This window comes from Saccharopolyspora gregorii, assembly GCF_024734405.1.
GTDB lineage: Bacteria > Actinomycetota > Actinomycetes > Mycobacteriales > Pseudonocardiaceae > Saccharopolyspora_C > Saccharopolyspora_C gregorii.
Genome location: NZ_CP059556.1, coordinates 2,794,264 through 2,815,337, shown reverse-complemented (window position 1 = coordinate 2,815,337; position 21,074 = coordinate 2,794,264). Strand labels below are relative to the sequence as shown.

At 76.4% G+C, this 21,074-nt stretch carries 21 protein-coding genes; 6 read left to right on the top strand and 15 right to left on the bottom strand.

All coding sequences use genetic code 11. The features are described from left to right. Nucleotides 1–10: 10 nt before the first annotated feature. A complete protein-coding gene (locus H1226_RS12095) occupies nucleotides 11–895 on the bottom strand; it encodes an MBL fold metallo-hydrolase (RefSeq protein ID WP_224956767.1) in 885 nt (294 codons plus the stop codon). A 138-nt stretch (nucleotides 896–1,033) separates the two neighbouring features. On the opposite strand from H1226_RS12095, the gene H1226_RS12090 reads away from it, so the two are divergent. The 3 genes from H1226_RS12090 (at nucleotide 1,034) to H1226_RS12080 (ending at nucleotide 2,658) form a co-directional block, all read left to right on the top strand. Continuing rightward, entirely contained in the window at nucleotides 1,034–2,104 is a 1,071-nt protein-coding gene (locus tag H1226_RS12090) for an NAD-dependent epimerase/dehydratase family protein (protein WP_258349087.1), read from the top strand. A 63-nt stretch (nucleotides 2,105–2,167) separates the two neighbouring features. After that, nucleotides 2,168–2,365 carry a DUF2188 domain-containing protein gene (locus H1226_RS12085; RefSeq protein ID WP_258349086.1) on the top strand — a complete coding sequence of 66 codons (198 nt, stop codon included), beginning with the start codon at nucleotides 2,168–2,170 and terminating at the stop codon, nucleotides 2,363–2,365. A gap of 44 nt (nucleotides 2,366–2,409) precedes the next feature. Then, nucleotides 2,410–2,658: a DUF6480 family protein gene (locus H1226_RS12080; protein ID WP_258349085.1), complete on the top strand. Its 249-nt coding sequence runs from the start codon at nucleotides 2,410–2,412 to the stop codon at nucleotides 2,656–2,658. A gap of 3 nt (nucleotides 2,659–2,661) precedes the next feature. Here the strand turns inward: H1226_RS12080 and H1226_RS12075 are convergent, their stop codons facing one another. From H1226_RS12075 to H1226_RS12010, 14 genes are all read right to left on the bottom strand, one after another. Next, entirely contained in the window at nucleotides 2,662–4,092 is a 1,431-nt protein-coding gene (locus H1226_RS12075; RefSeq protein WP_258349084.1) for an MFS transporter, read from the bottom strand. A 343-nt stretch (nucleotides 4,093–4,435) separates the two neighbouring features. Beyond that, entirely contained in the window at nucleotides 4,436–5,752 is a 1,317-nt protein-coding gene (locus H1226_RS12070; RefSeq protein WP_258349083.1) for a UDP-glucose dehydrogenase family protein, read from the bottom strand. Between the two features lie 15 nt (nucleotides 5,753–5,767). Next, the gene (locus tag H1226_RS12065; protein ID WP_258349082.1) at nucleotides 5,768–6,415 is read right to left on the bottom strand and encodes a UDP-glucose 6-dehydrogenase; all 648 of its coding nucleotides are present in this window, start codon (nucleotides 6,413–6,415) and stop codon (nucleotides 5,768–5,770) included. Next, on the bottom strand, nucleotides 6,412–7,356 hold the full coding sequence (locus tag H1226_RS12060) for a glycosyltransferase family 9 protein (protein ID WP_258349398.1): 945 nt from the start codon (nucleotides 7,354–7,356) through the stop codon (nucleotides 6,412–6,414). The genes H1226_RS12065 and H1226_RS12060 overlap by 4 nt, the downstream gene beginning before the upstream one ends. Further along, nucleotides 7,353–8,042 (bottom strand): SDR family oxidoreductase, encoded by a 690-nt coding sequence (locus tag H1226_RS12055; RefSeq protein ID WP_224956779.1) that lies wholly within the window; start codon nucleotides 8,040–8,042, stop codon nucleotides 7,353–7,355. Before H1226_RS12055 ends, H1226_RS12060 begins: the two co-directional genes overlap by 4 nt. Before the next feature lie 18 nt (nucleotides 8,043–8,060). Continuing rightward, nucleotides 8,061–9,422: a PfkB family carbohydrate kinase gene (locus H1226_RS12050; RefSeq protein WP_224956780.1), complete on the bottom strand. Its 1,362-nt coding sequence runs from the start codon at nucleotides 9,420–9,422 to the stop codon at nucleotides 8,061–8,063. A 2-nt stretch (nucleotides 9,423–9,424) separates the two neighbouring features. Then, nucleotides 9,425–10,000 carry a D-sedoheptulose-7-phosphate isomerase gene (locus H1226_RS12045; protein ID WP_225043989.1) on the bottom strand — a complete coding sequence of 192 codons (576 nt, stop codon included), beginning with the start codon at nucleotides 9,998–10,000 and terminating at the stop codon, nucleotides 9,425–9,427. Beyond that, nucleotides 9,997–11,214: a glycosyltransferase gene (locus H1226_RS12040; RefSeq protein ID WP_258349081.1), complete on the bottom strand. Its 1,218-nt coding sequence runs from the start codon at nucleotides 11,212–11,214 to the stop codon at nucleotides 9,997–9,999. Before H1226_RS12040 ends, H1226_RS12045 begins: the two co-directional genes overlap by 4 nt. Then, entirely contained in the window at nucleotides 11,211–12,176 is a 966-nt protein-coding gene (locus H1226_RS12035; protein ID WP_258349080.1) for a glycosyltransferase, read from the bottom strand. The genes H1226_RS12040 and H1226_RS12035 overlap by 4 nt, the downstream gene beginning before the upstream one ends. Further along, a complete protein-coding gene (locus tag H1226_RS12030; RefSeq protein WP_224956784.1) occupies nucleotides 12,164–13,189 on the bottom strand; it encodes a glycosyltransferase family 9 protein in 1,026 nt (341 codons plus the stop codon). The genes H1226_RS12035 and H1226_RS12030 overlap by 13 nt, the downstream gene beginning before the upstream one ends. After that, nucleotides 13,186–14,676 carry an HAD-IIIA family hydrolase gene (locus H1226_RS12025; RefSeq protein ID WP_258349079.1) on the bottom strand — a complete coding sequence of 497 codons (1,491 nt, stop codon included), beginning with the start codon at nucleotides 14,674–14,676 and terminating at the stop codon, nucleotides 13,186–13,188. The genes H1226_RS12030 and H1226_RS12025 overlap by 4 nt, the downstream gene beginning before the upstream one ends. Beyond that, complete coding sequence (locus tag H1226_RS12020; protein ID WP_258349078.1) at nucleotides 14,673–16,304, bottom strand: carbamoyltransferase family protein; 1,632 nt, start codon at nucleotides 16,302–16,304, stop codon at nucleotides 14,673–14,675. Before H1226_RS12020 ends, H1226_RS12025 begins: the two co-directional genes overlap by 4 nt. A gap of 199 nt (nucleotides 16,305–16,503) precedes the next feature. Then, on the bottom strand, nucleotides 16,504–17,412 hold the full coding sequence (locus tag H1226_RS12015) for an alpha/beta hydrolase (RefSeq protein WP_258349077.1): 909 nt from the start codon (nucleotides 17,410–17,412) through the stop codon (nucleotides 16,504–16,506). A 118-nt stretch (nucleotides 17,413–17,530) separates the two neighbouring features. Further along, nucleotides 17,531–18,520, bottom strand: a complete 990-nt coding sequence (locus H1226_RS12010; RefSeq protein ID WP_258349076.1) for an NAD-dependent epimerase/dehydratase family protein — start codon at nucleotides 18,518–18,520, stop codon at nucleotides 17,531–17,533. 302 nt (nucleotides 18,521–18,822) lie between these two features. On the opposite strand from H1226_RS12010, the gene H1226_RS12005 reads away from it, so the two are divergent. The 3 genes from H1226_RS12005 to H1226_RS11995 are packed head-to-tail and all read left to right on the top strand — an operon-like array spanning nucleotide 18,823 to nucleotide 21,065. Further along, complete coding sequence (locus H1226_RS12005; protein ID WP_258349075.1) at nucleotides 18,823–19,740, top strand: polysaccharide pyruvyl transferase family protein; 918 nt, start codon at nucleotides 18,823–18,825, stop codon at nucleotides 19,738–19,740. 3 nt (nucleotides 19,741–19,743) lie between these two features. After that, on the top strand, nucleotides 19,744–20,202 hold the full coding sequence (locus tag H1226_RS12000; RefSeq protein WP_258349074.1) for a GAF domain-containing protein: 459 nt from the start codon (nucleotides 19,744–19,746) through the stop codon (nucleotides 20,200–20,202). Continuing rightward, nucleotides 20,199–21,065, top strand: coding sequence for a glycosyltransferase family 2 protein (locus tag H1226_RS11995; protein ID WP_258349073.1), 867 nt, complete (start codon nucleotides 20,199–20,201; stop codon nucleotides 21,063–21,065). Before H1226_RS12000 ends, H1226_RS11995 begins: the two co-directional genes overlap by 4 nt. Nucleotides 21,066–21,074: the final 9 nt, after the last annotated feature.

The following is a 21,074-nucleotide window of genomic DNA, read 5'->3' as shown; positions in this document are numbered from 1 at the left end:
TCCCACCCCGTCACCGCCCGCCGAGCGGTGCGCGCCGCCGCACGGTCACCCGCGCCGGATCGGCGGTGGGACCCGGTTCCTCGCCCGGGGCGAACAGGGCGAGCGAGTCCCCGCGCACCACGTGCTCGACGCCGGCGATGCCGCGGCGGCGGACCTCGCGCTCGAACTCCGACAGCGGCGACTTGAACAGCCCGTAGTCGTCGTAGTGGATGGGAACGGCCTTGCTCGGGCGCAGCAGCTCCAGCAGGTCGGCCCCTTCCGGCCCGTCCATGGTGAGCAGCTGCCCGAGCACCCGGGTTCCGCCGAGGTGCACCAGCGCCACGTCGATCCCGGGGAACCGCTCCCCGATCGCGGCGAGGTCGTCGTGCACGAGGGTGTCGCCGGTCAGGTAGAGCCGGAGCCCGCGCCCCACCGGCGGCTCGTAGTCCACCAGGGTGCCCATCACCGGGGGCACCACGGCGCTCAGCACGCCCCGCGCGTGCTTGCCGGGCAAGGAGGTGATGGTCAGCCGCGCACCGCCCTTGGTCATCGTCTCCCGCCCCCAGCGCGGCAGCGGCACCGGTTCGGTGAACCCGGTCCGGCCGAGCCGTCGCGCCGCGTGGTGGGTGGTGAAGATCGGCAGGTCGCGGGGCAGCTCGCGCGCGGCGACCCGGTCGAAGTGGTCGCCGTGCAGGTGGGACAGCACGAGCCCGTCCAGCGGGGGCAATTCGTCGATCGTCATCGCCGGTTCGGTGCGCCGCCGCGTGAGCAGCCCGTGCCCGATGTGCACCCACTGCCCCCGGCGCACGAAGTTCGGGTCGCTGAGCAAGGCGAACTCGCCGAGGCGCAGCAGCACCGTCGCCGTGCCCACGAAGGTGATCGTGCAGTCCTGCCCGCCGGTCGGATCGGCGTCCATGGCCGGCCTCCCGTCTCGCCGCGGCCGCGTCCTGCTCCCGGCTTGCCCCGCGGACCACCGTCGCAAACCGGGGCGCATGTGCCCGGCGGGTGCCGGGTACGCGGGACGGGACCGGAATCGACGACCGTGGAGACCACGATGAGCACGTCACCCCGCCGCGACGGCCCGCACGTGGTCGTCGTCGGCGCCACCGGCAACATCGGCACGAGCGTCGTCGCGGCCCTCGCCGCCGACCCGGGCGTCGGCCGGATCACCGGGCTCGCGCGCCGCGTCCCCGCGCGGGGGCTGCCGGGGGTGGACTTCGCGCGGTGCGACATCACCCGCGACGACCTGGCTCGCCGGGTGCGCCACGCCGATGCGGTGATCGACCTGGCGTGGATCTTCCAGCCGACGCACGACCCGGTCACGACGTGGCGCAACAACGTGCTGGGCCGGTTGCGGTTGTTCGAGGCCGTCGCGGCGGAGCGGGTGCCCGCGCTGCTGTACGCCTCTTCGGTGGGCGCCTACTCCCCCGGTCCGGGCCGCACCGTCGACGAGGACTGGCCCACCGACGGCTGGCCGGGTGCGGCCTACACCAGGGAGAAGGCGTACCTGGAGCGCTGCCTGGACGCGTTCGAGCACCGCGGCGGCGACACCCGGATCGTGCGGTTCCGGCCCGGTTTCGTGTTCAAGGCGGGGGCCGCGGCCGAGCAGCGGCGGTTGTTCGGCGGCCCGCTGGTGCCGGGCCGGCTGGTCCGCCCCGCCGCGTTCCCCGCCTTCCCGGACGTCCCGGGCCTCCGCTTCCAGGCGGTGCACAGCGCGGACCTCGCCGAGGCGTTCCGCGCGGCGGTGCGGAACCCGGTCCGCGGCGCGTTCAACGTCGCGGCCGACCCGGTGGTGGACCCGCGGCTGCTGGCGGAGCACTTCGGCACGCGCCCGGTGCGGATCCCGGCGCGAGCGGTGCGGGCGGCGCTCGCCGCGGCCTGGCGGCTGCACCTGGTCCCCGCCTCGCCGGACCTGTTCGACGCGGTGCTGCGGCTGCCGCTGATGGACGTCTCCCGCGCCCGGGAGGAGTTGGGGTGGTGCCCGTCCCGCTCCGGTCTCGAAGCGGTGCTGGAGATGCTGGACGGCCTGCGGCGCGGCACCGGCACGGCGACTCCGCAACTGGCCGCCCGCGCCCCGGGCGGCCGGTGGCGGGAGCTCGCGACCGGGGTGGGGTCGCGCCAGTGATCGGGGGTTTGGCGTCCGGTGCGGGCGGCTAGGCCTCGGGGGCGACCACGACGAGAGGATCACATGAGCGTGCTGCACGTCGTCCCCGCCGAACGCGACGGCTGGAAGGTCGTCGGAGCCGGCGCCGCCGAACGCCACGTCCCGTGCCAGGCCGACGCCGTCGAGGACGCCTGCCTGGAACTGCGCTACGAGGGCGGCGAAGTCGTCATCCACGACCTGCGCGGGCGGGTCCGCGACAAGCGCACCGTCCGGCCGGGTTGACCGCGCACCGTTTCGCGTCCGCGCCGCGCGGCTAGCCGGAGAGGATGCCGCACGACGAGACCACCCCACCGCCGGATCCCGACCCGGACCGCACGCCCGGTCTGGAACCGGGTGGCGGCGTGCCCGCCGGGGAGACCCCGCCGGAATCCGGGGAGGCCACCCGCGGAGTCGCGCACACCGAGAAGGCGACGGCCCGGCCCGCGAAGTGGGTGTGGTGGGCCGTCATCCTGCTGGTGGTGCTGCTCATGGCGGGGTTCTTCGTGACCAGGGCGCTGGATCTGCTGCTGTGGTGAGCCTCAGCGCTCGGCGGCCGCCGGGACCGCCGGTTCCGCGGAGCCGGTCCGCGCCCGTCGGCCGCCCGCCCGTAGGCCACCCGCGATGCGCCGGTGCACCGGCCGCTGGTTCCGGGGCCCGCGGGGCGGACCGGTGCCCGCCGCCGGTTCGGGGGTGCGCCCGGGGGCGGGGTCCTCGGTGCGCACGTCCGCCAGCCGCACCCACTTGACGTGGGCGGGCAGCTCGCGGCGCTCGCGCATCTTCGCGAACCGGGACCAGGCCAGGGCGGTGGCCGCGACGGTCGCCAGCCCGGCGACCTCCAGCGCCCGCCCGGGCCCGGAGTGCTCGGACAGCCAGCCCAGCACCGGTCCGCCGACGGCGCCGGAGGCCGCGGTCACCATGCCCTTGGCGGCGAGGACGCGCCCGCGCATCTCCTCCGCGGAGTCCAGCTGCATGCGGGTGCTGGCCGCGGTGTCGATCACCACCGCGCCAGCCGCGATCGGCAGCAGCACCAGCGCGAACACCACCAGGTTCGACGCGGAACCCGCCACCGCCTGCAGCACGCTCGTCGCCACCGCCATGACCAGCAGCAGCCGCAGCGTCAGCTCCTGCCGGGAGGCGGCCAGGAAACCGCCGATGACCGTGCCCACCGCGAACACCACGGACAGCACGCTGTAGCCGACGGGCCCGGCGCCGAGCGGTCCTTCGCTCATCGCCGCCATCGTGACCTGGTAGTTCCGGCCCAGGCTGGAGAGCACGAAGGTCAGCGCGAACAGCACCAGCAGCGGTCCGCTGCCGAGCACGTAGCGGGCGCCCTCCTTGACGCCGCTGCGCTCCGGCGGGCTCTCCGCGAGCGAGAACATCTCGTCCTCGCGCACGAGGCAGATCACCGCGATCACCCCGGCGAAGCTCGCCGCGTTGAGCACGAACAGCATCGGTTCCCCCGTGAACGCTACCAGCGCGCCCGCCAGGCTCATGCCGAGGATCCGGCCGCCGGAGCTCAGGATCGAGCCGAGGCCGAGCGCGTTGCCCAAGGTGTCGCGCGGCACCAGCTGGGAACCGAAGCGCCCCAGCGCCGGACCGTCGAACACGGTGACCAGCCCGGTGAGCACGGCGCTGCCGTAGATCACCGCCAGCGGCGCGTCCCACATCGCCGCGCCCGCCAGCGCCAGCGCCAGCAGCACGTGCAGCGACTGGGTGACCACCAGGACGCGGCGCGCGGGCCAGCGGTCGGCGACGGTGCCTGCCCACGGGCCCAGCAGCAGCGCCGGAACGGCCTGGAACAGCAGGGACAGCCCGAGCAGGCTCGCCGACCCGGTCTTGGTCAGCACCAGCCAGTTCAGGCCGAGGTTCTGCATCCACGCACCGGTGACCGACACGAAGTCGGCGGTCGCCCAGCGGCGGTAGTTGCGGTGGCGCAGCGCTTGGAACATCGTCGTCAGTGCAGAGCGCACGATCCAGTCCTCGGGCCGATCGGGGGTCAACTCCGGCCAGGGGCTCGACGTCACCGGGGGTGAGCAGGCACCTGGACCGCGCTCCACCGTGACGAGGCGGCTCCCGAGATCGGCACCATTTGTGTTCGCGCTCTCCCGAATTCCCTGCTCAAAAGGGTGAAACGGGACGTTGGCGGGGAGAATTGAGCACGGGGCGTGTTCGACTGCGGTGCGCCTCAGCCGGCTTCCGCGCGGCCCGCGTTCAGCCGGCTCCGCGTGGCCCGCGTTCAATCCAGACCCGCCCGGCCCGCGTTCAGCCGGCTCCGCGCGGCCCGCGCTCAGCCCGGACCCACGCGGCCCGCGTTCAGTCCGGGTCCACCGGCGGACGCCCCACCCCGCGCCAGCGCAGCCCCGCCCGCCGCAGCACCGCCGGGTCGAGGTGGTCCCGGGTGTCGACGACCACCGGGCGCGCCAGCGATGCCGCGAGCCGCCGCCAGTCGAGCGAGCGGAACTCGGGCCATTCGGTGAGCAGCACCAGCCCCGCCGCGCCCGCCGCGGCCCGGTACGGGTCGGCGACCAGCCGCACGTCCGCGCCGACCCCGGCCGAGCCGGGCCGCAGCGCCGGGTCGCAGGCGGTGAGGTCGGCGCCCTCGGCGGCCAGCGCCCGCGCCACCGCCAGGGCCGGCGAGTCCCGCAGGTCGTTCGTGCCCGCCTTGAACGTGAGCCCGAGCAGCCCCAGCCGCACCCCCCGCAGCGACCGCGCCGGTCCGGACCCGCACGCGGCGGCCACCTTGCGCACCATGCGCGCCCGCTGCCGCGCGTTGGAGTCGATCGCCGCGCGCAGCGCGGGAAAACCGGTGCCGGCGGCCTCCGCGACCCGCAGCAGCGCCGCCGCGTCCTTCGGCAGGCAGGACCCGCCCCATCCCGGCCCTGGGCGCAGGAACTCCGGGCCGATGCGGTGGTCCCGCCCCATCGCCGCGGTGAGGTCGGCGATGTCCGCGCCGGCGCGCTCGCACCGGGCGGCGAGCGCGTTCACGTAGGACAGCCTCGTCGCCAAGAAGCAGTTCGCCGCGTACTTGACGAGTTCCGCGCTCGCGGCGCCGGTGCGCACCACCGGTGCGTCCACCGCCGCGTACAGCGCGGCGACCCGCTCCACGGCGGCCGGGTCGTCGGAGCCGATCACGATCCGGTCCGGGTGCAGGAAGTCGCGCACCGCGGACCCCTCGCGGAGGAACTCGGGGTTGCTGACCACCCCCACGTCGTCCCGGCCGAGCAGCCGGGCCAGCCGCGCCGAGGTGCCCACCGGGACCGTCGACTTCGCCACCAGCAGCCCGCCGCGCGGCACCCGGTCGCCGATCTCCGCGACCACCGCCTCGACCGCGCGCAGGTCGGCGGCGCCGCCCGCGCCCATCGGGGTGGGCACGCACAGGAACACCACCTCGGACCGGGCGGCCGCGCGCGCCGAACCGACGGCGAACTCCAGCCGGCCCGCGGCGACCCCGTCGCGCACCAGGTCGGCCAGGCCGGGTTCGAGCAGGTCGATCTCCCCGCGGGAGGACCGCTCGACCTTCGCCGCGTCCACGTCGCTGCACACCACGCGGTGCCCCAGCGAGGCCAGGCACGCGCCGGTGGTCAGCCCGACGTAACCGGTGCCGACGACGAGGATCCGCTTGCCGCGCAACGGTTCCCGCCCCGCTCAGCTCGCCGGGCGGCGGTACGCGCGCTCGGCGAGCGCAGCGCCGTCGTCCACCGCGGGCGTCAAGGGCGCCCGGCCGGTGCGGGCGTCGTAGGACAACGCCTCCGCGACGCTGCCGATGTCGGCGCCGAGCGCCGAGCAGAGCGCGGTGAGCTCGTCGGTGAAGGCCCGCCGGACCGCGAGGTACCCGTCCACCGCCTGCGGCAGCAGGTCCGCGGTGGCCGCGTCGGTGCGCAACCGCGGCGCGGCCACGCCCCGGTACAGCTCGTCGGCCACATCGGCCGCGGCCGCGGTGGCGGCGCCGAGCACCACCAGCTCCGGGTGCAGGAACTCGGCGGCCGACTCGTCGGCGCGGTGCGGGTTGCTCACGGCGAGCAGGTCCGCCCGGCCCAGCCGGGACGCCAGCCGGGCGGTCGATTCCCACGGCGGGGCGCAGCAGTTCAGCACGACCGCGCCGCGCGGCAGGCGCCGCCGCAGCACGTCGACGCCCGCCCGGGCGCCGCACACCACTCCGAGGTCCGGTGCCGGTCCGTCCGGCGGCGGGTCCGCGTCGAACGGGCCGGTGACGTGGTGGCCGAGGGCGGTCAGGGCGTCGGCGGTGGCTGCGGCCGGCGCGCCGCCGCCCGCCAGCAGGACGCGGGCGCTCATCGGCCGGCCTCCGCGACGGGAGCGGGAGCCAGGCGCGCGTCCGCGGCCGCCAGCACCTCGCCCACCGGGATCCGGAGCAGGCCGGGGTCGGGCTGCTCCGCGAACGTGTCCCCCGTCGTCCCGGCCCACAGCGCCGTGTGCGGCCCCTGCTCGGGCGGGCCCCAGCGGCGCGGCGGGACCGGGCCGAACAGCACCACCGAGGGCGTGCCGGACGCGGTGGCCAGGTGCGCCATCCCGGTGTCGCCGCACACCACGAGCCGGGCGCGGCCCACCAGCGCGGCCAGTTCGAGCAGGTCGGTCCGCCCGGCGACGGCCGCGGAGTCCGGGAGCCCGGCGCGGCGGGCGACCTCCAGCGCCAGCGACCGCTCCGCCCCGCTGCCGGTGATCAGCACTTCCGGCACCCGTCCGGCCAGTTCGCCCGCGACCGCCGCGAACCGCTCCGGCGGCCAGCGGCGGGCGCCGTGGGAGGCCCCGGGGTGCACGAGCACGACGTCGCGCCGCGCCCCGCCGGGGACCGGTAGCAGCAGGTCGTCCGGGTCGGCGGGCACACCGCCGTGGCGCAGCAGCCGGCACCACCGGTGCACCTCGTGCTGCTCGTCCAGCCAGCGGGGGCCGTCCAGTTCCGGGTGCGCGCGGTGCCGGTGGGTCAGCACCCGGCGGGCTCCGCTGGACAGCAGCGCGTCGATGCTCCCCGGCCCGCGGCCGTGCAGGTTCACCGCGAGGTCCGGCGGCGGCCGGTCCCAGCTGAACGCCTCCGGGGAACCGGTCGGGTGCACCTCGTCGACGGCTCCGGTGCGGTGCGCCAGCCCGGCCAGCCAGCGCGGTGCGGCCAGCACCAGGTGGTGGCCGGGGTGGGCCCGGCGCAGCGCGCGCAGCGCGGGGGCGGCGGTGAGCAGGTCGCCGAGCCCCAGCGCGCGCAGCACCAGCGCGGTCCCCGTCACGGCCACGAGCCCTCCTCCGAGGAGCACACCACCAGCTCCCGCACCTCGCAGCCGGCCGGTTGGCGCAGCGCGAACAGCACGGTGCGGGCCACGTCCTCCGGCCGGTTAAGCTTCGCGTCCGGCGGCGGCTTGTACTGCTCGTCGCGTCCGTCGAAGAACGAGGTGTGCATCCCGCCCGGCACCAGCGTGGTGACCCCGACCGCGCCCGCGGTCTCCGCGGCCAACGCCCGCGAGAACCCGAGAACGCCGAACTTCGAGGCGCAGTACGCCGTCGCGTCCGGCACCGCCTTGAGCCCGAGCGTCGACGAGCAGGTGACCACCCGGCCCGCGCTCTCCTTCAGGTGCGGCAGCGCGCAGCGCACCACCGCGACCGTGCCCAGCAGGTTGACCTGGACGACGCGCTCCCACTCCGCGGCGGGCACCGCGTCCAGCGCGCCGCACGAGTCGATGCCCGCGGCGGTGAACACCCCGTCCAGGCGGCCCCCGGCGAGTTCCACCAGCCGGTGCACGGCCCGCTCGGTCGCCGCCCGGTCGGCGAGGTCGGCCCGGACGTGCGGGACGTCCAGCTCCGGCTCGACGCGGTCGAGCACGAGCGGCGTGCCGCCCTGGTCGCGGACCTCCTGCGCGGTGGCGGCGCCCAAGCCGGACGCCCCACCGGTGATGAGCACGTTCCCCACCGGTTCCATCGATACTCCTCCCGTCGTTCACCCGGCCGACCGCAGCGAGGTCAGCAGCCGGCTCGTCGAATACCCGGCGATCTGCGGCACCAGGACCGTGCGCCCGCCGTGGCGGTGCACCACCTCGGCTTCGGGCAGCGTCGCCACGTCGTAGTCGTCGCCCTTGACCCACACGTCGGGCCGCAGCCGTTCCAGCAGCGCGCACGGCGAGCTCTCGTCGAACACGACGACCGCGGTGACCGATTCGAGCGCCTCCAGCAGCCGTTTGCGGTCGGCGTGGCCGACCAGCGGGCGGTGCGCCCCTTTGATCCGCCGCACCGAGTCGTCCGAGTTGAGGCAGACCACCAGCGCGTCGCCGAGCTCCCGCGCGCGTTCCAGCAGCCGCACGTGCCCCGGGTGCAGCAGGTCGAAGCAGCCGCCGGTGACGACGAGCCGCCCGCCGTCGCGCCGCACCCGCTCCGCCACCTCGAACGCGGTGCCGGTGCCGCCGTTGCCGGGACGCGGTTCCGGTTCCGACAGCTGCGCGGCACCGCCGGAGGCGACGAACCGGCCGGCCCGCCGCACCCCCTCGGTCACCGCCTCCACCGGATCGGCCCCGTCGGCGAGGGCGAGCGCGGTGATCACCGCGAAGCAGTCCCCCGAGCCGCACGCGTCCGCGCCGGGCGGGGCCGGCTGCACCGGGATCCGGCCGGTGACCGCCTGCGGCACCACCACCGCTCCGGCGGCGCCGAGCGTGACCGCGACCCCGCCGCACCCCCACCGCCGCAGCAGGGCGCGGGCGAGCAGCGCGGGATCGTCCACATCGGACCCGCCGGTGAACGCGACGGCCTCGGCAAGGTCCGGTACGACGAGGTCGGCGCGGCCGACCGGCACGCCACCGCGCGGGTGCGGGTCCCACACCAGCGGGACGTCCGCGGGCAGCTGCCGCAGCGCCCGCCGCAGGAACGGGTTCGCGGTGGCACCGCGCCCGTAGTCGGAGACCAGCACCGCGCCCGCGGAGCGGAGCAGCCCCGGCAGCTCCGGGTCCAGCGGCCCGTCCAGGACCCGCCCGTCGCCGGAATCGGCGCGCAGCAACGTCCGCCCGCCGGAGCGGATGCGGGTCTTGCCCGGGGTCTCCCCGGAGAACGGCAGACCGGCCAGCCGCACCCGGTCCCCCAGCAGCCGCACCACGTCCGCACCCGCCTGCCCGCCGACGCCGGTGACCAGCACGACCTCCGCGTTCGCGCGGGCGGCGATCGAGGCCGCCAGCCCGGCACCGCCCGGACGCCGCTCGCGGCTCGCCACGTCGACGACCGGCGCGGACGCGTCCGGGCAGGTGCGCCGAGCGCTGCCGTGCACGTCGACGTCCAGCAGCACGTCGCCGACCACCACCAGAGGTCCTCGCCGCACGGTCAACGCCCTCCTCCCGCGGTCACCCCGGTCACCTCGTCGAACACCGAGCACAGCGCGTGGACCAGGGCCAGGTGCAGCTCCTGCACGGTGGCGGTGCTCGGCGACTCCACCGCCACGGCCCCGTCGCAGATCGCGGCGAGCGTGTTCGGCGCGGGCCCGGTCAACGCCCAGGTGGTCATGCCGATCTCGTGCGCGCTCTTGACCGCGGCCAGCACGTTCTGGCTGCGGCCGCTGGTGGACAGCGCGATGAGCACGTCACCGCGGCGGCCGTGCGCCCGGACCCCGCGGGCGAACATCTCCTGCTCGCCGTAGTCGTTGAGCACGGCGGTGAGCGCGGAGGTCTCGGCGTGCAGCGAGATCGCCGAGTACGGCCTGCGGTCGTGCAGGAACCGGCCCACGAACTCGCCGGTGAGGTGCTGGGCCTCGGCGGCGCTGCCCCCGTTCCCGCAGGCGAGCAGCCTGCCGCCGGAGCCGAGGACGTCGGCGAGCCGCCGCCCCCACTGCTCGATCGTGGCCGCCGAGGCGCTGGTGCGCGCAGCGGCGTCGGCCAGGTCCGCGAAGTGCCGTTCGATCATCGCGCGCCTCCCGTCCGCGCGGGCAGCGGCGTCCGGCGGCGCACCGCTCCCCGATAGGCGGTCTCCACCTCGTCGGCGAGGCCCGCCCAGCCGTAGCGTTCCCGGACCCGCGCCGCACCGGCCGCGCCGAGCCGGTCCCGGCGACCCCGGTCGGCGAGCAGGGACCGCAGCTCGCGCGCCAGCCCGTGGTGGTCGCGCGGTGGGACGAACAGGCCGGTGCCGTCCTGCACCACGGTGTCCAGGTGCCCGCCGACCGAGGTGACCACGATCGGCGTGCCGCAGGCCATCGCCTCCAGCGGCACCGTCCCGAACGGCTCGTACCAGGGGACGCTCACCACCACGTCCGCCGAGCGGTACCAGTCCGGCGTCTCGTCGTGCGGCACCTGACCGGCGAAGCGGACCCGGTCGCGCACCCCGTGCCGCGCGGCGACGTCGCGCAGCCGCGCCACCTCCGGGTCGGCGTCCCACTCGGCGGCGCCCGGCCCGCCGACGACGACGAGCTCGGCGTCGGGGATCTCGGCGAGCGCGCGGATCGCGGTGTCCACGCCCTTGCGCTCCACCAGGCGGCCGATGCTGAGGACGCGGGGGCGTCCGCCGCGCTCCGGCCGCGGGCCGGGGGCGAACACGTCCAGGTCGATGCCGCAGGGCACCACCCGCAGGCGGTGCCGCGGTGCGCCCATCGCCACCAGCTCGCGGACCTCGTCCGAGCAGGTCGCCAGCACCAGGTCCGCGTCCCGGGCGAGCCGGGCCTCGACGGCCTCCCGCTCCGGGGGGCTGGTGTCCTCGGCACCCTGGTGGGCGCGCTTGACCCGGCCCAGCGCGTGGAAGGTCTGCAGCACCGGGACGTCGAGCCCGGCGGCACCGCGGTGCGCCGCCACCCCGCTCATCCAGAAGTGCGCGTGCACCAGGTCCGGTGGCCGCACCGCCCAGCGGGCGGCGAGACGGTCGCCGAACTCGGCCATGTGCGGCAGGAGTTCGTCCTTCGGCAGCGGGCGGGGCGGGCCGGCGTCCACGTGCGCGACGGTCACCCCGGCGGCGGCGCGCACGTTCGGCGGCAGCTCCGGGGAGTCCCGCCTGGTGTGCACCACGACCTCGTGGCCGCGGCGCCCCAGTTCCGCGGCGAGCGCCGCCACCTGCACGTTCTGCCCGCCCGCGTCGGCGCCGCCGAGCGCGGCCAGCGGGCTCGCGTGCTCGGAGACCAGGTCGAACCTCATGCCGTCACCTCCTTGAGGAGCACGTCCCAGTCGGCCAGGAACCGGCTGAGCGGGTAGCGGCGGAGCGCCGCGCGGCGGGCGGCCCCGCCCATCTCGCGCGCCAGGTCCGCGTCCGCGAGCAACGCCCGCACCGCGACCACGAGCGCCCCCGGATCGGTGGACAGCACCCCGGCGTCGGCCGGGACCGCCTCGACCGCCTCGGTGGTGGCCAGCGCGACGACCGGCATGCCGAGGTGCATCGCTTCGACCAGCGCCAGCCCGAGCGACGTCCACCGGTACGGGTGCAGGTAGAGGCGGCGGCGGGCCAGCGCGCGGTGCATCTCCCGCTGCGGCGGGTCCTCGTGCGCGCGCACGCGCTCCGGGTCCAGGCCCAGGTGTCCGGGGAGCTCGGTGACGCGCATGCCGAACACGTCGAGCGGTGCGGCCGCCGCGAACCGCGGCAGCAGGTCGGCCCCGGTGATCCGGGCCCGCCGCACCGGGTCGTTGACGACGACGCCCGCCCGCGGTTCCTCGCCGGTGTAGCGGGGTCCGGGGTCGACGACGCCGTGCTCGATGACGGTGGTGGGTGCGCGGCCGTTGTTCCAGAACACCGAGTTGAAGTGGGTGACGTGCACGAGCGGGATGTCCGCGCGCCCGGCCACCGGGTGCGCGGAGTCGACGGGGGCGCCGCGCGGGGTGTCGTGCTCCACGTACACCGCCGGGACGTCCACGCCGGGCTTGCGCCCGAGCCACCGCTCGGTGAGCTCCAGGTCGCGGGGCCGTTGCAGCACCACCACGTCGACCTCGGCGGTGCGCAGCTGCTCCGGGGCGACCTCGACGGCCCGCTCCGGCCACCGGTAGGTCCGCGCGCGGCCGCGGCCGTCGGCGTCCCGCCGCGGCGTCACCGGCACCAGGTAGGTGTGGTCGCCCTGCACGAACGACGTGGTCCACGCGCCGTGCACGTGCCAGATCAGGATTCGCACCGCACCGCCCCCCGCAACCGCTCCACAGCCCGCAGCACCTCGTCGGGGCCGACCCCGGACAGGCAGGGGTGCCCGGGCACCGGGCAGTCCCGGGCCCGGGTGCCGCGGCACGGCGCGCCCTGGTCGCCGAGCAGCTCCACCGGCACCCCGTGCGGCGCCCAGCGCTCGGCGGGCACCACGGGCGCGAACAGGGACACCACCGGCGTGCCGACCGCGGCCGCCAGGTGCGCGGGCCCGGTGTTGGGCGCGACGACGACGTCGGCGCCGTCCAGCACCGCGCCCAGCCCGGCGAGGTCGGTGCGACCGCCCAGGTCCAGCCCGTCCTCGCCCGCCACCAGCGCGGTGCGGGCCTTCTCCTGCGGCGCCCCGGTCACCACGACCCGGTGCCCGGCGGCGGCCAGCGCGCGCACGGCGGCGGCGCAGTGCTCGGTGGGCCACTGCCGCGCGGGCGCGGTCGCGCCGGGGTGCAGCACGACGTAGCCCGGTTCGCCCACCAGCCCGGACACGTCTGGCAGCGGCCGCCGCACCGCGAGCCCGCCGTCGTCGCCGGGCGGCGGCGCGTACCCGGCGGCCCGCGCCAGCGACAGGGCCCGCTCGGACTCCGGCGGATCGCCCTCGACGCGGTGGCGCAGGTCCAGCAGCGAACCCGGGTAGTCCTCGCTGATCGCGCCGATCCAGCCGACGCCCGCCATCCGCAGCAGCAGCGCCAGCGGCAGCGCCGACTGGTGGAAGGAGGTGAACACGAGCGCGGCGCGCGGACCGATGGAACCGATCAGCTCGACGAACCGCCGCACCTGCGCCGGGTCGACCGCGCCGGGCTCCGGGTCGATCCACGGGACGCACCACTCGACCACCCGGTCCACGCCGGGCAGCAGTTCGGCGCCGGCCCGGCCGCGCGGCCCGGCGAGCAGCACGACCTCCCGTTCGTGCGCGGCCACGGCCCGCACCGCGGGTCCGGCCAGCAGCACGTCACCGACGTTGTCGGAGCGCACGAGCAGGACGGGGGCGCTCATCGCGCGGCCCCCAGGAGCCGGTCCACGGCCTCGCCGAGGGTGGCGGCGACCTCGGCGCGCCGGTGGGCGGAGCGGATCTCGGCGGGCAGGGTGCGCGCGGTCGGCACCAGGATGGCGCGGGCCCCGGCGGCGAGCGCCGCTTCCACGTCGGCTCCCGTGTCACCGACGACGACGCAGTCCGCGGGCGCCACGTCGATCGCCGCGGCGGCTTCTTCGACCATGCCCGGCTCCGGTTTGCGGCAGGCGCAGCGCGCCGCGTCGTCGTGCGGGCACACCTGCCAGGTGCCGAACGGGCCGAGGCGCCGCTCCACCGCGTCGTTGACGGCGGCGACCTGCGCCTCGTCCAGCAGGCCCCGGGCGATGCCGGACTGGTTGCTGATCACGCCGATCCGCAGCCCCCGCTCGCGCAGCCGCCGCAGCGCCGCCTCCGCCCCGGCCACCGGTTCGACCAGCGCGGGTTCGCCGTTGTACGGCACGTCCCGGATGAGGGTGTCGTCGCGGTCGAACAGCACCGCGGCGGGCGTGCTCCGCCGGGGACGCGACCGCGCCAGCTCGCCGCGGACGCGGTGCCGGACCGCGACCGGCGGGATCAGCGCGCTCGTCACCACCATGCGGGTGATCTCCGCCGCGGTGCGCGGCCCGGGGAGGATGCGCCGCAGCGCGAACTCGGCGGTCGCCAGCGCCCAGACGGCGGCGGCGGTGCGGCTCGGCAGCGGGTGCTTGGCGGTGAGCAGCGCCAGCACCGCGGCGCCCGTGGTCAGCAGGTGCGCGGGCAACCTGCCGGGTCCTTCACCGATCCTGGTGCGCCAGCCGCGCCCGTGCTTGCGCCGCATCAGCACGTCGTCGGCGTTGCCGCGCTGCGCCCGCACGCTGGCGGTGAACCCGGCGGGCGGGACCGGGTGGCGGGTGATGCGGCTCCCGGCGACCAGCCGCCTGCCGGTGGCGCGCACCCGCAGCGCCAGATCGGCGTCCTCCCGGTAGGCGCGCGGGAAGTCCTCGTCGAATCCGCCGGAGCGCACCAGCGCGTCCCGGCGGTAGGCCATGTCCGCGGTGATCCACCACGCCCCGGCGAGCCCCGCGACGTTGCGCTCCCAGTCCGTCGGCCGCCGGTCCCGCGGGAGCGGGACCTCGATGCGCGCCTGCGAGGCCGCGACCTCCGGGGGCAGCGCGGCGAGGTCGTGCTGCAACCGCCGCTTCCAGTCCTCGTCCGGCACGACGTCGTCGTCCAGGAACACCACCCATTCGGTGCCGGTCGCCCGCCATCCCGCGTTGCGGGCCCCGGCCGGCCCCCGGCCGCCGGTGCGGACGACCCGCAGCGGGGTGGCACCCACGCCCTGCGCCAGCGGTGGCGCGGGGTTCGCGCGGTCGTCGACGACGACGATCTCCCGCGGTGGGACGCCGTCGGCGGCTTCCAACGCGTGCAGCAGGGTGCGCAGGCTCGGCCGCCCCACGGTGGGGACGACCACGGAGTACACCGCCTCGCTCATCGCGCCCACCTCCCGCGGTGCACCACGAACGGGCCGAGCGCGAGCACGTCGATCGGCGAGGAACCGAAGCACTCCAGCGCGTCCACCGGGCCGTCCACCATCGGGCGGCCCGCCGTGTTGAAGCTGGTGTTGACCACCACCGGCAGCCCGGTCTCGGCCTCGAACGCGCTCAGCATCCGCGCGAGCAGCGGTTCCCGGTCGCCGTCGACGGTCTGGATCCGCGCGGTGCCGTCCACGTGCACCACGGCCGGGATGCGATCCCGCCAGCGCTCGACGACGTCGTGCACGAACAGCATGTGCGGGCTGGGGATCGGCCCGCGGGCGAACAGCTCCCCGGCCCGTTCGGCCCGGACCATCGGGGCGACCGGCCGGAACTGCTCGCGCCCCTTGATCTCGTTGAGCCGTTCGAGGTTGTCCGCGTGGCCCGGGTGCGCCAGCAGCGAGCGGTGGCCCAGCGCGCGCGGCCCGAACTCCGACCGCCCCTGGAACCAGGCGACGACCTCGTTGCGCGCCACCGCGGCGGCGACTTCGGCCCCGACGTCGTCGGGCTTCTCGTACGGCAGCCGCGCCGCCTCCAGGCAGGTCTGCAGTTCGGCGTCGGTGAAGCCGCGGCCGAGGTCGGCGCCGCCCATCGGCGCGACCGGTCCGCGTTCGGCGGCGACGTGCAGCGCGGCGCCGAGCGCGGTGCCCGCGTCCCCGGCGGCGGGCTGCACCCACACGTGCTCGAACGGTCCGTCGGCGGCGATCCGGGTGTTCGCCACGCAGTTCAGCGCCACCCCGCCGGCGAGCGCGAGGGCGTCGGCACCGGTCCGCTCCCCCAGCCAGTTCGCCAGGTCCAGCAGCACCTCCTCGACGCGGGCCTGCGCGCTGGCGGCGAGCTTCGCGTGCACTTCGGACAGTTCGGCCCCCGGTGCGCGGCGCGGCGCCCAGTGGTTCCAGTCGACGGGGTCGACCTCGAAACCTCCGCCGCCGCAACGGATCCGCTCGGTGAGTTCGGGGAGGAACTCGGGTTCGGCGTAGGCGGCCAGCGCCATCACCTTGTACTCGTCGCTGGAGCGGCGGAACCCGAGGTGTTCGGTCAGGTCCTCGTACATCAGGCCGAGCGAGTGCGGAAGTCGTTGCTGCGCCAGCACTTCCAGCCGACCGCCGCGGTAGTGCCCGGCGAGCATCGACGTGCTCTCGCCCCTGCCGTCGACGGTGAGCACCGCGCAGTCCGGCCACGGCGCGGCGAGTCCGGCGGACGCGGCGTGCGCCACGTGGTGCGGCACGAACCGCACCCGCTCGGGCGGCAGCCCGGGCAGCGCCGTCGCGAGGAACCGGGGCGCGTGCTCGGCGTAGGTCGTGCGCAGCCATTCCCAGGCCGGGTAGGTGTCCGGCGCGTCCCGGTCGACCAGCGACGGGTCGTAGGAGCACGCGACCGCGTCGAGCTCACCGGGTTCGAGGCCCGCGTGCCGCAAGCACCAGGCGGCGGCCCGCACCGGCTGTTCCCAGGCCGCGAACGGCACCGGTTCCTTCCCGTGCTTGCGGCGGGAGAAGCGCTCCTCCTCCGCCGCCGCCACGACTTCCCCGTCCACCACGAGCGCGGCGGACGGGTCGTGGAAGACCGCGTTGATGCCGAGGACGCGCACGATCGGACCTCCGGGACTTCGGAAGGATTCCTGCCGCGTTCCTCCAGAAGTCGAAGGACCCGCACCACATCGCTACCCAGCGAAGCGGCTCTCCCAAACCGCGGCCTCCGGCCCGGCGCCGCCGTTTTTCCCCGCACAGAGCGGAAATACCGCGTTCCGGATCCGCGGCGTGGCGGCCCGGCCAGGCGCGAGGCCGGGCTCAGCGGGAGTTCGCCGCCCCGTCGCGCAGGAAGTCCACGGTCCGGTCGAGGGCGTGCCGGGCCTCCGGAAGCCGTTGCAGGATCCAGCCGTGGAACATGCCCTCGTACTCCTCGTAGTCGATCGCGGCGCCGTTCGCGCGAGCGAGGGAGTCCAGCCGCCGCGCGTCGGACAGCAGCACGTCCCGGGTGCCGCTGAGCACCCGCATCGGCGCCAGACCGCGGAGCCGCCCGTACAGCGGGCTCACCCGCGGGTCGTGCGGGTCGAGATCTCCCGCGTAGAGCAGCCCGGCCTCGCGCAGCCCGGCGATGGCCAGGTACGGGTCCTGCCGGTCGAGCGCGGGCATCGACGGGTGGCTCACCGCGATGTCCAGCCACGGCGAGATGAGCACGAGGCGACCGGGTTGGGGGAGACCGAGCTCGGCGCAGCGCCGCGCGAGGTGCAGGCTCAGCGCGCCGCCTGCCGAATCACCCATCACCACCTGGTCCTCCGGCGCGGCGGTGGCGGTGGTGCGCTGGAACGACGACCACACCATCGGCAGGGTCTCCGAGTACCGGTACGCCGGTGCGAGCGGGTAGATCGGCACCGACACCGTCGCGCCGGTGCGGGCGATCAGGCGATCGATGAAGTCCCAGTGGGCGCCCTCGATCTGGTGCACGTAGGCGCCGCCGTGCAGGTACAGCACGTGCCGCGGGCTGCGCGGTTCCGGCGGGGCGATCGTGCAGCAGGAGTGGCCGTCCACGTCGAGCTCGGTGACCTCGAACCGGTCGCGGAACGACGCGGGCAGCTGGGCGTGCTCGGATTCGTGGCTCTCGGCGCTGCGGCGCAGCAGTGCCGGGTCGGCGAACACGCGCTTGCGCCGGGTCAGCCGGTACTTGCCGATCGTCAGCCTGCTCTGCCAGCTCACCATCGCCGAACTTCCTCCGGTCGTGGTCGTGGAACCGTCCGCCGCGCGGGGTTTCCCCGCCGGGGCGCGGCCAAACCGGCCGGCCGCACCCGGTCACCGGGCGGTCCCGTCGACGGCCGCGTCACCGGCCGACCGCGCTGCGGCCGGCGGCGGGCAGCGGCAGCCCCCACTCCGCGGCGAGCCCGTCGACGGCCCACCGCAGGCCGGTGCGCAGCTCGACGCGCGGGGTCCAGCCCAGCAGCGTCGCGGCCAGTGCGATGTCCGGGCAGCGGCGCGCCGGGTCGTCGGTGGCGGCGGTGCGGTGCTCGATCGCCGAGCGGGTTCCGGTGAGCTCGCGGACGAGCTCGGCGACGTCGAGGACGGTCCGCTCGTCCGGGTTGCCGATGTTGATCGGGCCGGTGCCGCCGTGGCGCGCGAGGTCGAGGATGCCGCGCACGGTGTCGCCGACCCAGCACAGCGATCGGGTCTGCTCGCCGGAACCGAGGACCACCAGCGGATCGCCGCGCAGGGCGCTGCGGATGAACGACGGCACCATGCGCCCGTCGTCCTCGGCCATGCCCGGCCCGTAGGTGTTGAACAGGCGCACGATCCCGGCGTCCACGCCGCGCTGCCGCGCGAACGCGAGCGTCAACGCCTCGGCGTAGCGCTTGCCCTCGTCGTACACCGCGCGCGGGCCGATCGGGTTGACGTTGCCCCAGTAGCTCTCCCGCTGCGGGTGCTCGCGCGGGTCGCCGTAGACCTCGCTGGTGGAGGTGAGCACGAAGCGCGCTCCCTTCGCCGCCGCCAGTTCCAGCGCGTTCCGGCACCCGCTGCCGCCGACGAGGATGGTCTCGACCGGGAGCCGCTGGTAGTGCTCCGGTGAGGCGAGCGAGGCCAGGTGCGCCACCAGGTCCACCGGGCCGGGGATCTCCAGCGGCTCGGTGACGTCGTGGCGCACCGCCCGGAACCGGTCGGATCCGGCGAGGTCGGCGACGTTGCGCGGGTCGCCGGTGCTGAAGTCGTCCACGCACAGCACGTCGGTGCCGGTCTCCACCAGCGATCGGCACAGGTGCGCGCCGAGGAATCCTGCGCCGCCGGTGACCACCGCGCGGCGGAAGTGCCTGTGGGACAACGGTTCCCCCTCCCCGGGCCGGTCGATCCCGGTCCGGTTCGCTCCCGGCCCGGTGCGCGCCGAGCCGGTGCGCCGAGCCCGATGAGTCCTCGACCCGGTTGGCCCCCGGGCCAGTGAGCCCCAGCCCAGTGAGCCCCAGCCCAGTGAGCCCCAGCCCAGTGAGCCCCGGCCGGGTGAGCCCGGACCCGATGAGCCCGGACCTGATGAGCCGAGTACCCCCGCGCACGCCGCGACGAAACCCGGGGGTAGCGCCGCCCGCGACCGGGTAGGCCGACGTGGGGGTCGAACCGGAGGGAGTGCGCATGCGGGTCCTGGTCCTCGGCTGGGCGAGCTTCCTGCACGGGGAGGCGACGGCGGGTGATGTCGCCGCCGCCGAGGCGGTGGCCGGTGCCGCCGCCTCGGCCGGGTTCCGCTGCGACGTCGCCTGGAGCCCCGGTTTCCGGCCCGGGGAGCTGACCGTGCCGGAGGCGGCGCGGCGGGACTACGACGTCGTGGTGTTCGCGTGCGGACCGCTGCACGGCGCGCAGGTGCGCGAGGTGCACCGGCTGTTCCCGCGCGCCCGGCGCATCGCGGTGGGCGCGTCCGTGCTGGACTGGTCGGATCCCGCCGTGACCGGCTTCCACCGGGTGCTGCCGCGCGATGCGCCCGGCAGCGCGCCCGCGGTCGACCTGGCCGCGGAGGTGGGGCGTGCCGAGGTCCCGGTGGCGGGGATCGTGCTCGCCGGTGGCCAACCGGAGTACGGCGGGCGCGGTCGGCACGAGGACGTGCACCGGGTGCTGCGGTCCTGGGTGGCCGGGGTCGCGTGCGCGCCGGTCGAGCTGGACACCCGGCTGGATCCGGGTTCGTGGCACCACTGCGGGACTCCGGAGCGGTTCGCGGCGCTCGTGGCGCGCACCGACGTGGTGGTCACGACCCGGTTGCACGGCCTGGTGTTCGCGCTCGGCGCCGGGGTGCCCGCGTTGGCGGTCGATCCGGTGCGCGGCGGCGGGAAGGTGGCGGCGCAGGCGACCGCCTGGGGATGGCCCGCGGTGGCCGCTGCCGAGGAGGTGCTCGCCGGCAGTGGCGTGCTCGACGCGCGGTGGGCGTGGTGCACCTCCGCGCGGGGTGCGCGGCGCGCGGGCGAGCTCGCCACCGGTGCGCGGCGCGCGGGGATCACCGCCGTGCTGGCCGAGCTGCGGGCCGCCGCCCCGGCGGTGCCCGCGCCGAGCGCCGGGAGCTGAGCGGTGGCGGCCGTCGGAGACTGCTCGGCGCTGCTGCGCGCCGCCGCGCCCGAGGCGGCCAGCGCCGGGGTCGTGGTCGTGACCGGCGGGGAGCCGGACCTGCGGTGCTGCACCGATCGGCGGGCGCGCCAGCTGGACCTGGTGCAGTTCCTGCTCGGCAGCGGGCCGTGCGTCGAGGCGGCGCGGGGCCGCACCGCCCGCGCCAACACCACCGAGATCCGCACGCACTGGCCGGATTTCGCGCTGTGCGCGCGCACCCTGCACGTGCACAGCTTCCTGTGCGCGCCGCTGCTGCTCGGCGACGAGGTGATCGCCACGCTCGACCTCTACGGCGACCGCTCGTACGCCTTCGACCGGATCGACGAGCACCGGATGGCCGGGCTGACCGGGGCCGTCACCGCCGCGCTGCGCCGCGGTGCCGCTCCCCTCGCACCGCCGCGGCGGCGGAGGTCGCTCCGATGAGCACCGCGACGGACACGACGATCGTGATCGCCACCCGGGACCGGGAGCGGGAACTGCTGCGCACGCTCGGCGCGCACGCGCGGTCCCACCCGCGCACCCCGGTCGTCGTGGTGGACAACGGATCCGCGGTGCCGCTGGCCCCCGCGGTGCACCGCGAGTTCCCGGACGTCCGGGTGCTGACCTCGCCGCGCAACCTGGGCGCGGTGGCGCGGAACTTCGGCGTGCGGCACGCGGACACGACGTACGTGGCGTTCAGCGACGACGACTCGTGGTGGGCGCCGGGCGCGCTGGCCACCGCCGAGGACGTGCTCGACGCGCACCCGCACCTGGCGCTGGTGGCGGCCACGACCCTGGTGGGCCCGGAAGAGCGGCCGGACCCGGTGGTCGCCGAGATGGCGCGCAGCCCGCTGCGCGGCGCGCACCCGGTGCCCGGCCCGGCGCTGCTCGGGTTCACGGCCTGCTCGGCGGTGGTGCGCCGGGAGGCGTTCGCGGCGGTGGGCGGGTTCAGCCCGCTGCTGTTCTTCGTCGGCGAGGAGAAGCTGCTGTCCTACGACCTGGCCGCCGCGGGCTGGGACTTGGCGTTCGTGGCGTCGGTCGTCGCCCACCACCACCCGTCACCGCACCGGCAGAGCTCGCACCGGCGGGACGCCACCGAGCGGCGGAACGGGGTGCTGATCAGCTGGTTGCGCCGTCCACTTCGGACGGCGACCGCGGAGTCGGCCCGGTTGCTGCGCGACGCGGTGCGCGACCCGGTGGCGCGGGCGGCGCTGCCCGGCGCGCTGCGGCGCCTGCCGGAAGCGCTGGCCCGGCGGCAGCGGCTGCCTCGTCGAGTCGAAGCGGCCGTCCGCCTGCTCGGCCACTGAGCCCTGCTC

Bases quoted from the DNA above. Each gene is read 5' to 3' on its own strand.
- H1226_RS12095 (WP_224956767.1), bottom strand. From the start codon at position 895: ATGGACGCCGATCCGACCGGCGGGCAGGACTGCACGATCACCTTCGTG.
- H1226_RS12090 (WP_258349087.1), top strand. From the start codon at position 1,034: ATGAGCACGTCACCCCGCCGCGACGGCCCGCACGTGGTCGTCGTCGGC.
- H1226_RS12085 (WP_258349086.1), top strand. From the start codon at position 2,168: ATGAGCGTGCTGCACGTCGTCCCCGCCGAACGCGACGGCTGGAAGGTC.
- H1226_RS12080 (WP_258349085.1), top strand. From the start codon at position 2,410: ATGCCGCACGACGAGACCACCCCACCGCCGGATCCCGACCCGGACCGC.
- H1226_RS12065 (WP_258349082.1), bottom strand. From the start codon at position 6,415: ATGAGCGCCCGCGTCCTGCTGGCGGGCGGCGGCGCGCCGGCCGCAGCC.
- H1226_RS12055 (WP_224956779.1), bottom strand. From the start codon at position 8,042: ATGGAACCGGTGGGGAACGTGCTCATCACCGGTGGGGCGTCCGGCTTG.
- H1226_RS12045 (WP_225043989.1), bottom strand. From the start codon at position 10,000: ATGATCGAACGGCACTTCGCGGACCTGGCCGACGCCGCTGCGCGCACC.
- H1226_RS12040 (WP_258349081.1), bottom strand. From the start codon at position 11,214: ATGAGGTTCGACCTGGTCTCCGAGCACGCGAGCCCGCTGGCCGCGCTC.
- H1226_RS12030 (WP_224956784.1), bottom strand. From the start codon at position 13,189: ATGAGCGCCCCCGTCCTGCTCGTGCGCTCCGACAACGTCGGTGACGTG.
- H1226_RS12025 (WP_258349079.1), bottom strand. From the start codon at position 14,676: ATGAGCGAGGCGGTGTACTCCGTGGTCGTCCCCACCGTGGGGCGGCCG.
- H1226_RS12015 (WP_258349077.1), bottom strand. From the start codon at position 17,412: ATGGTGAGCTGGCAGAGCAGGCTGACGATCGGCAAGTACCGGCTGACC.
- H1226_RS12005 (WP_258349075.1), top strand. From the start codon at position 18,823: ATGCGGGTCCTGGTCCTCGGCTGGGCGAGCTTCCTGCACGGGGAGGCG.
- H1226_RS11995 (WP_258349073.1), top strand. From the start codon at position 20,199: ATGAGCACCGCGACGGACACGACGATCGTGATCGCCACCCGGGACCGG.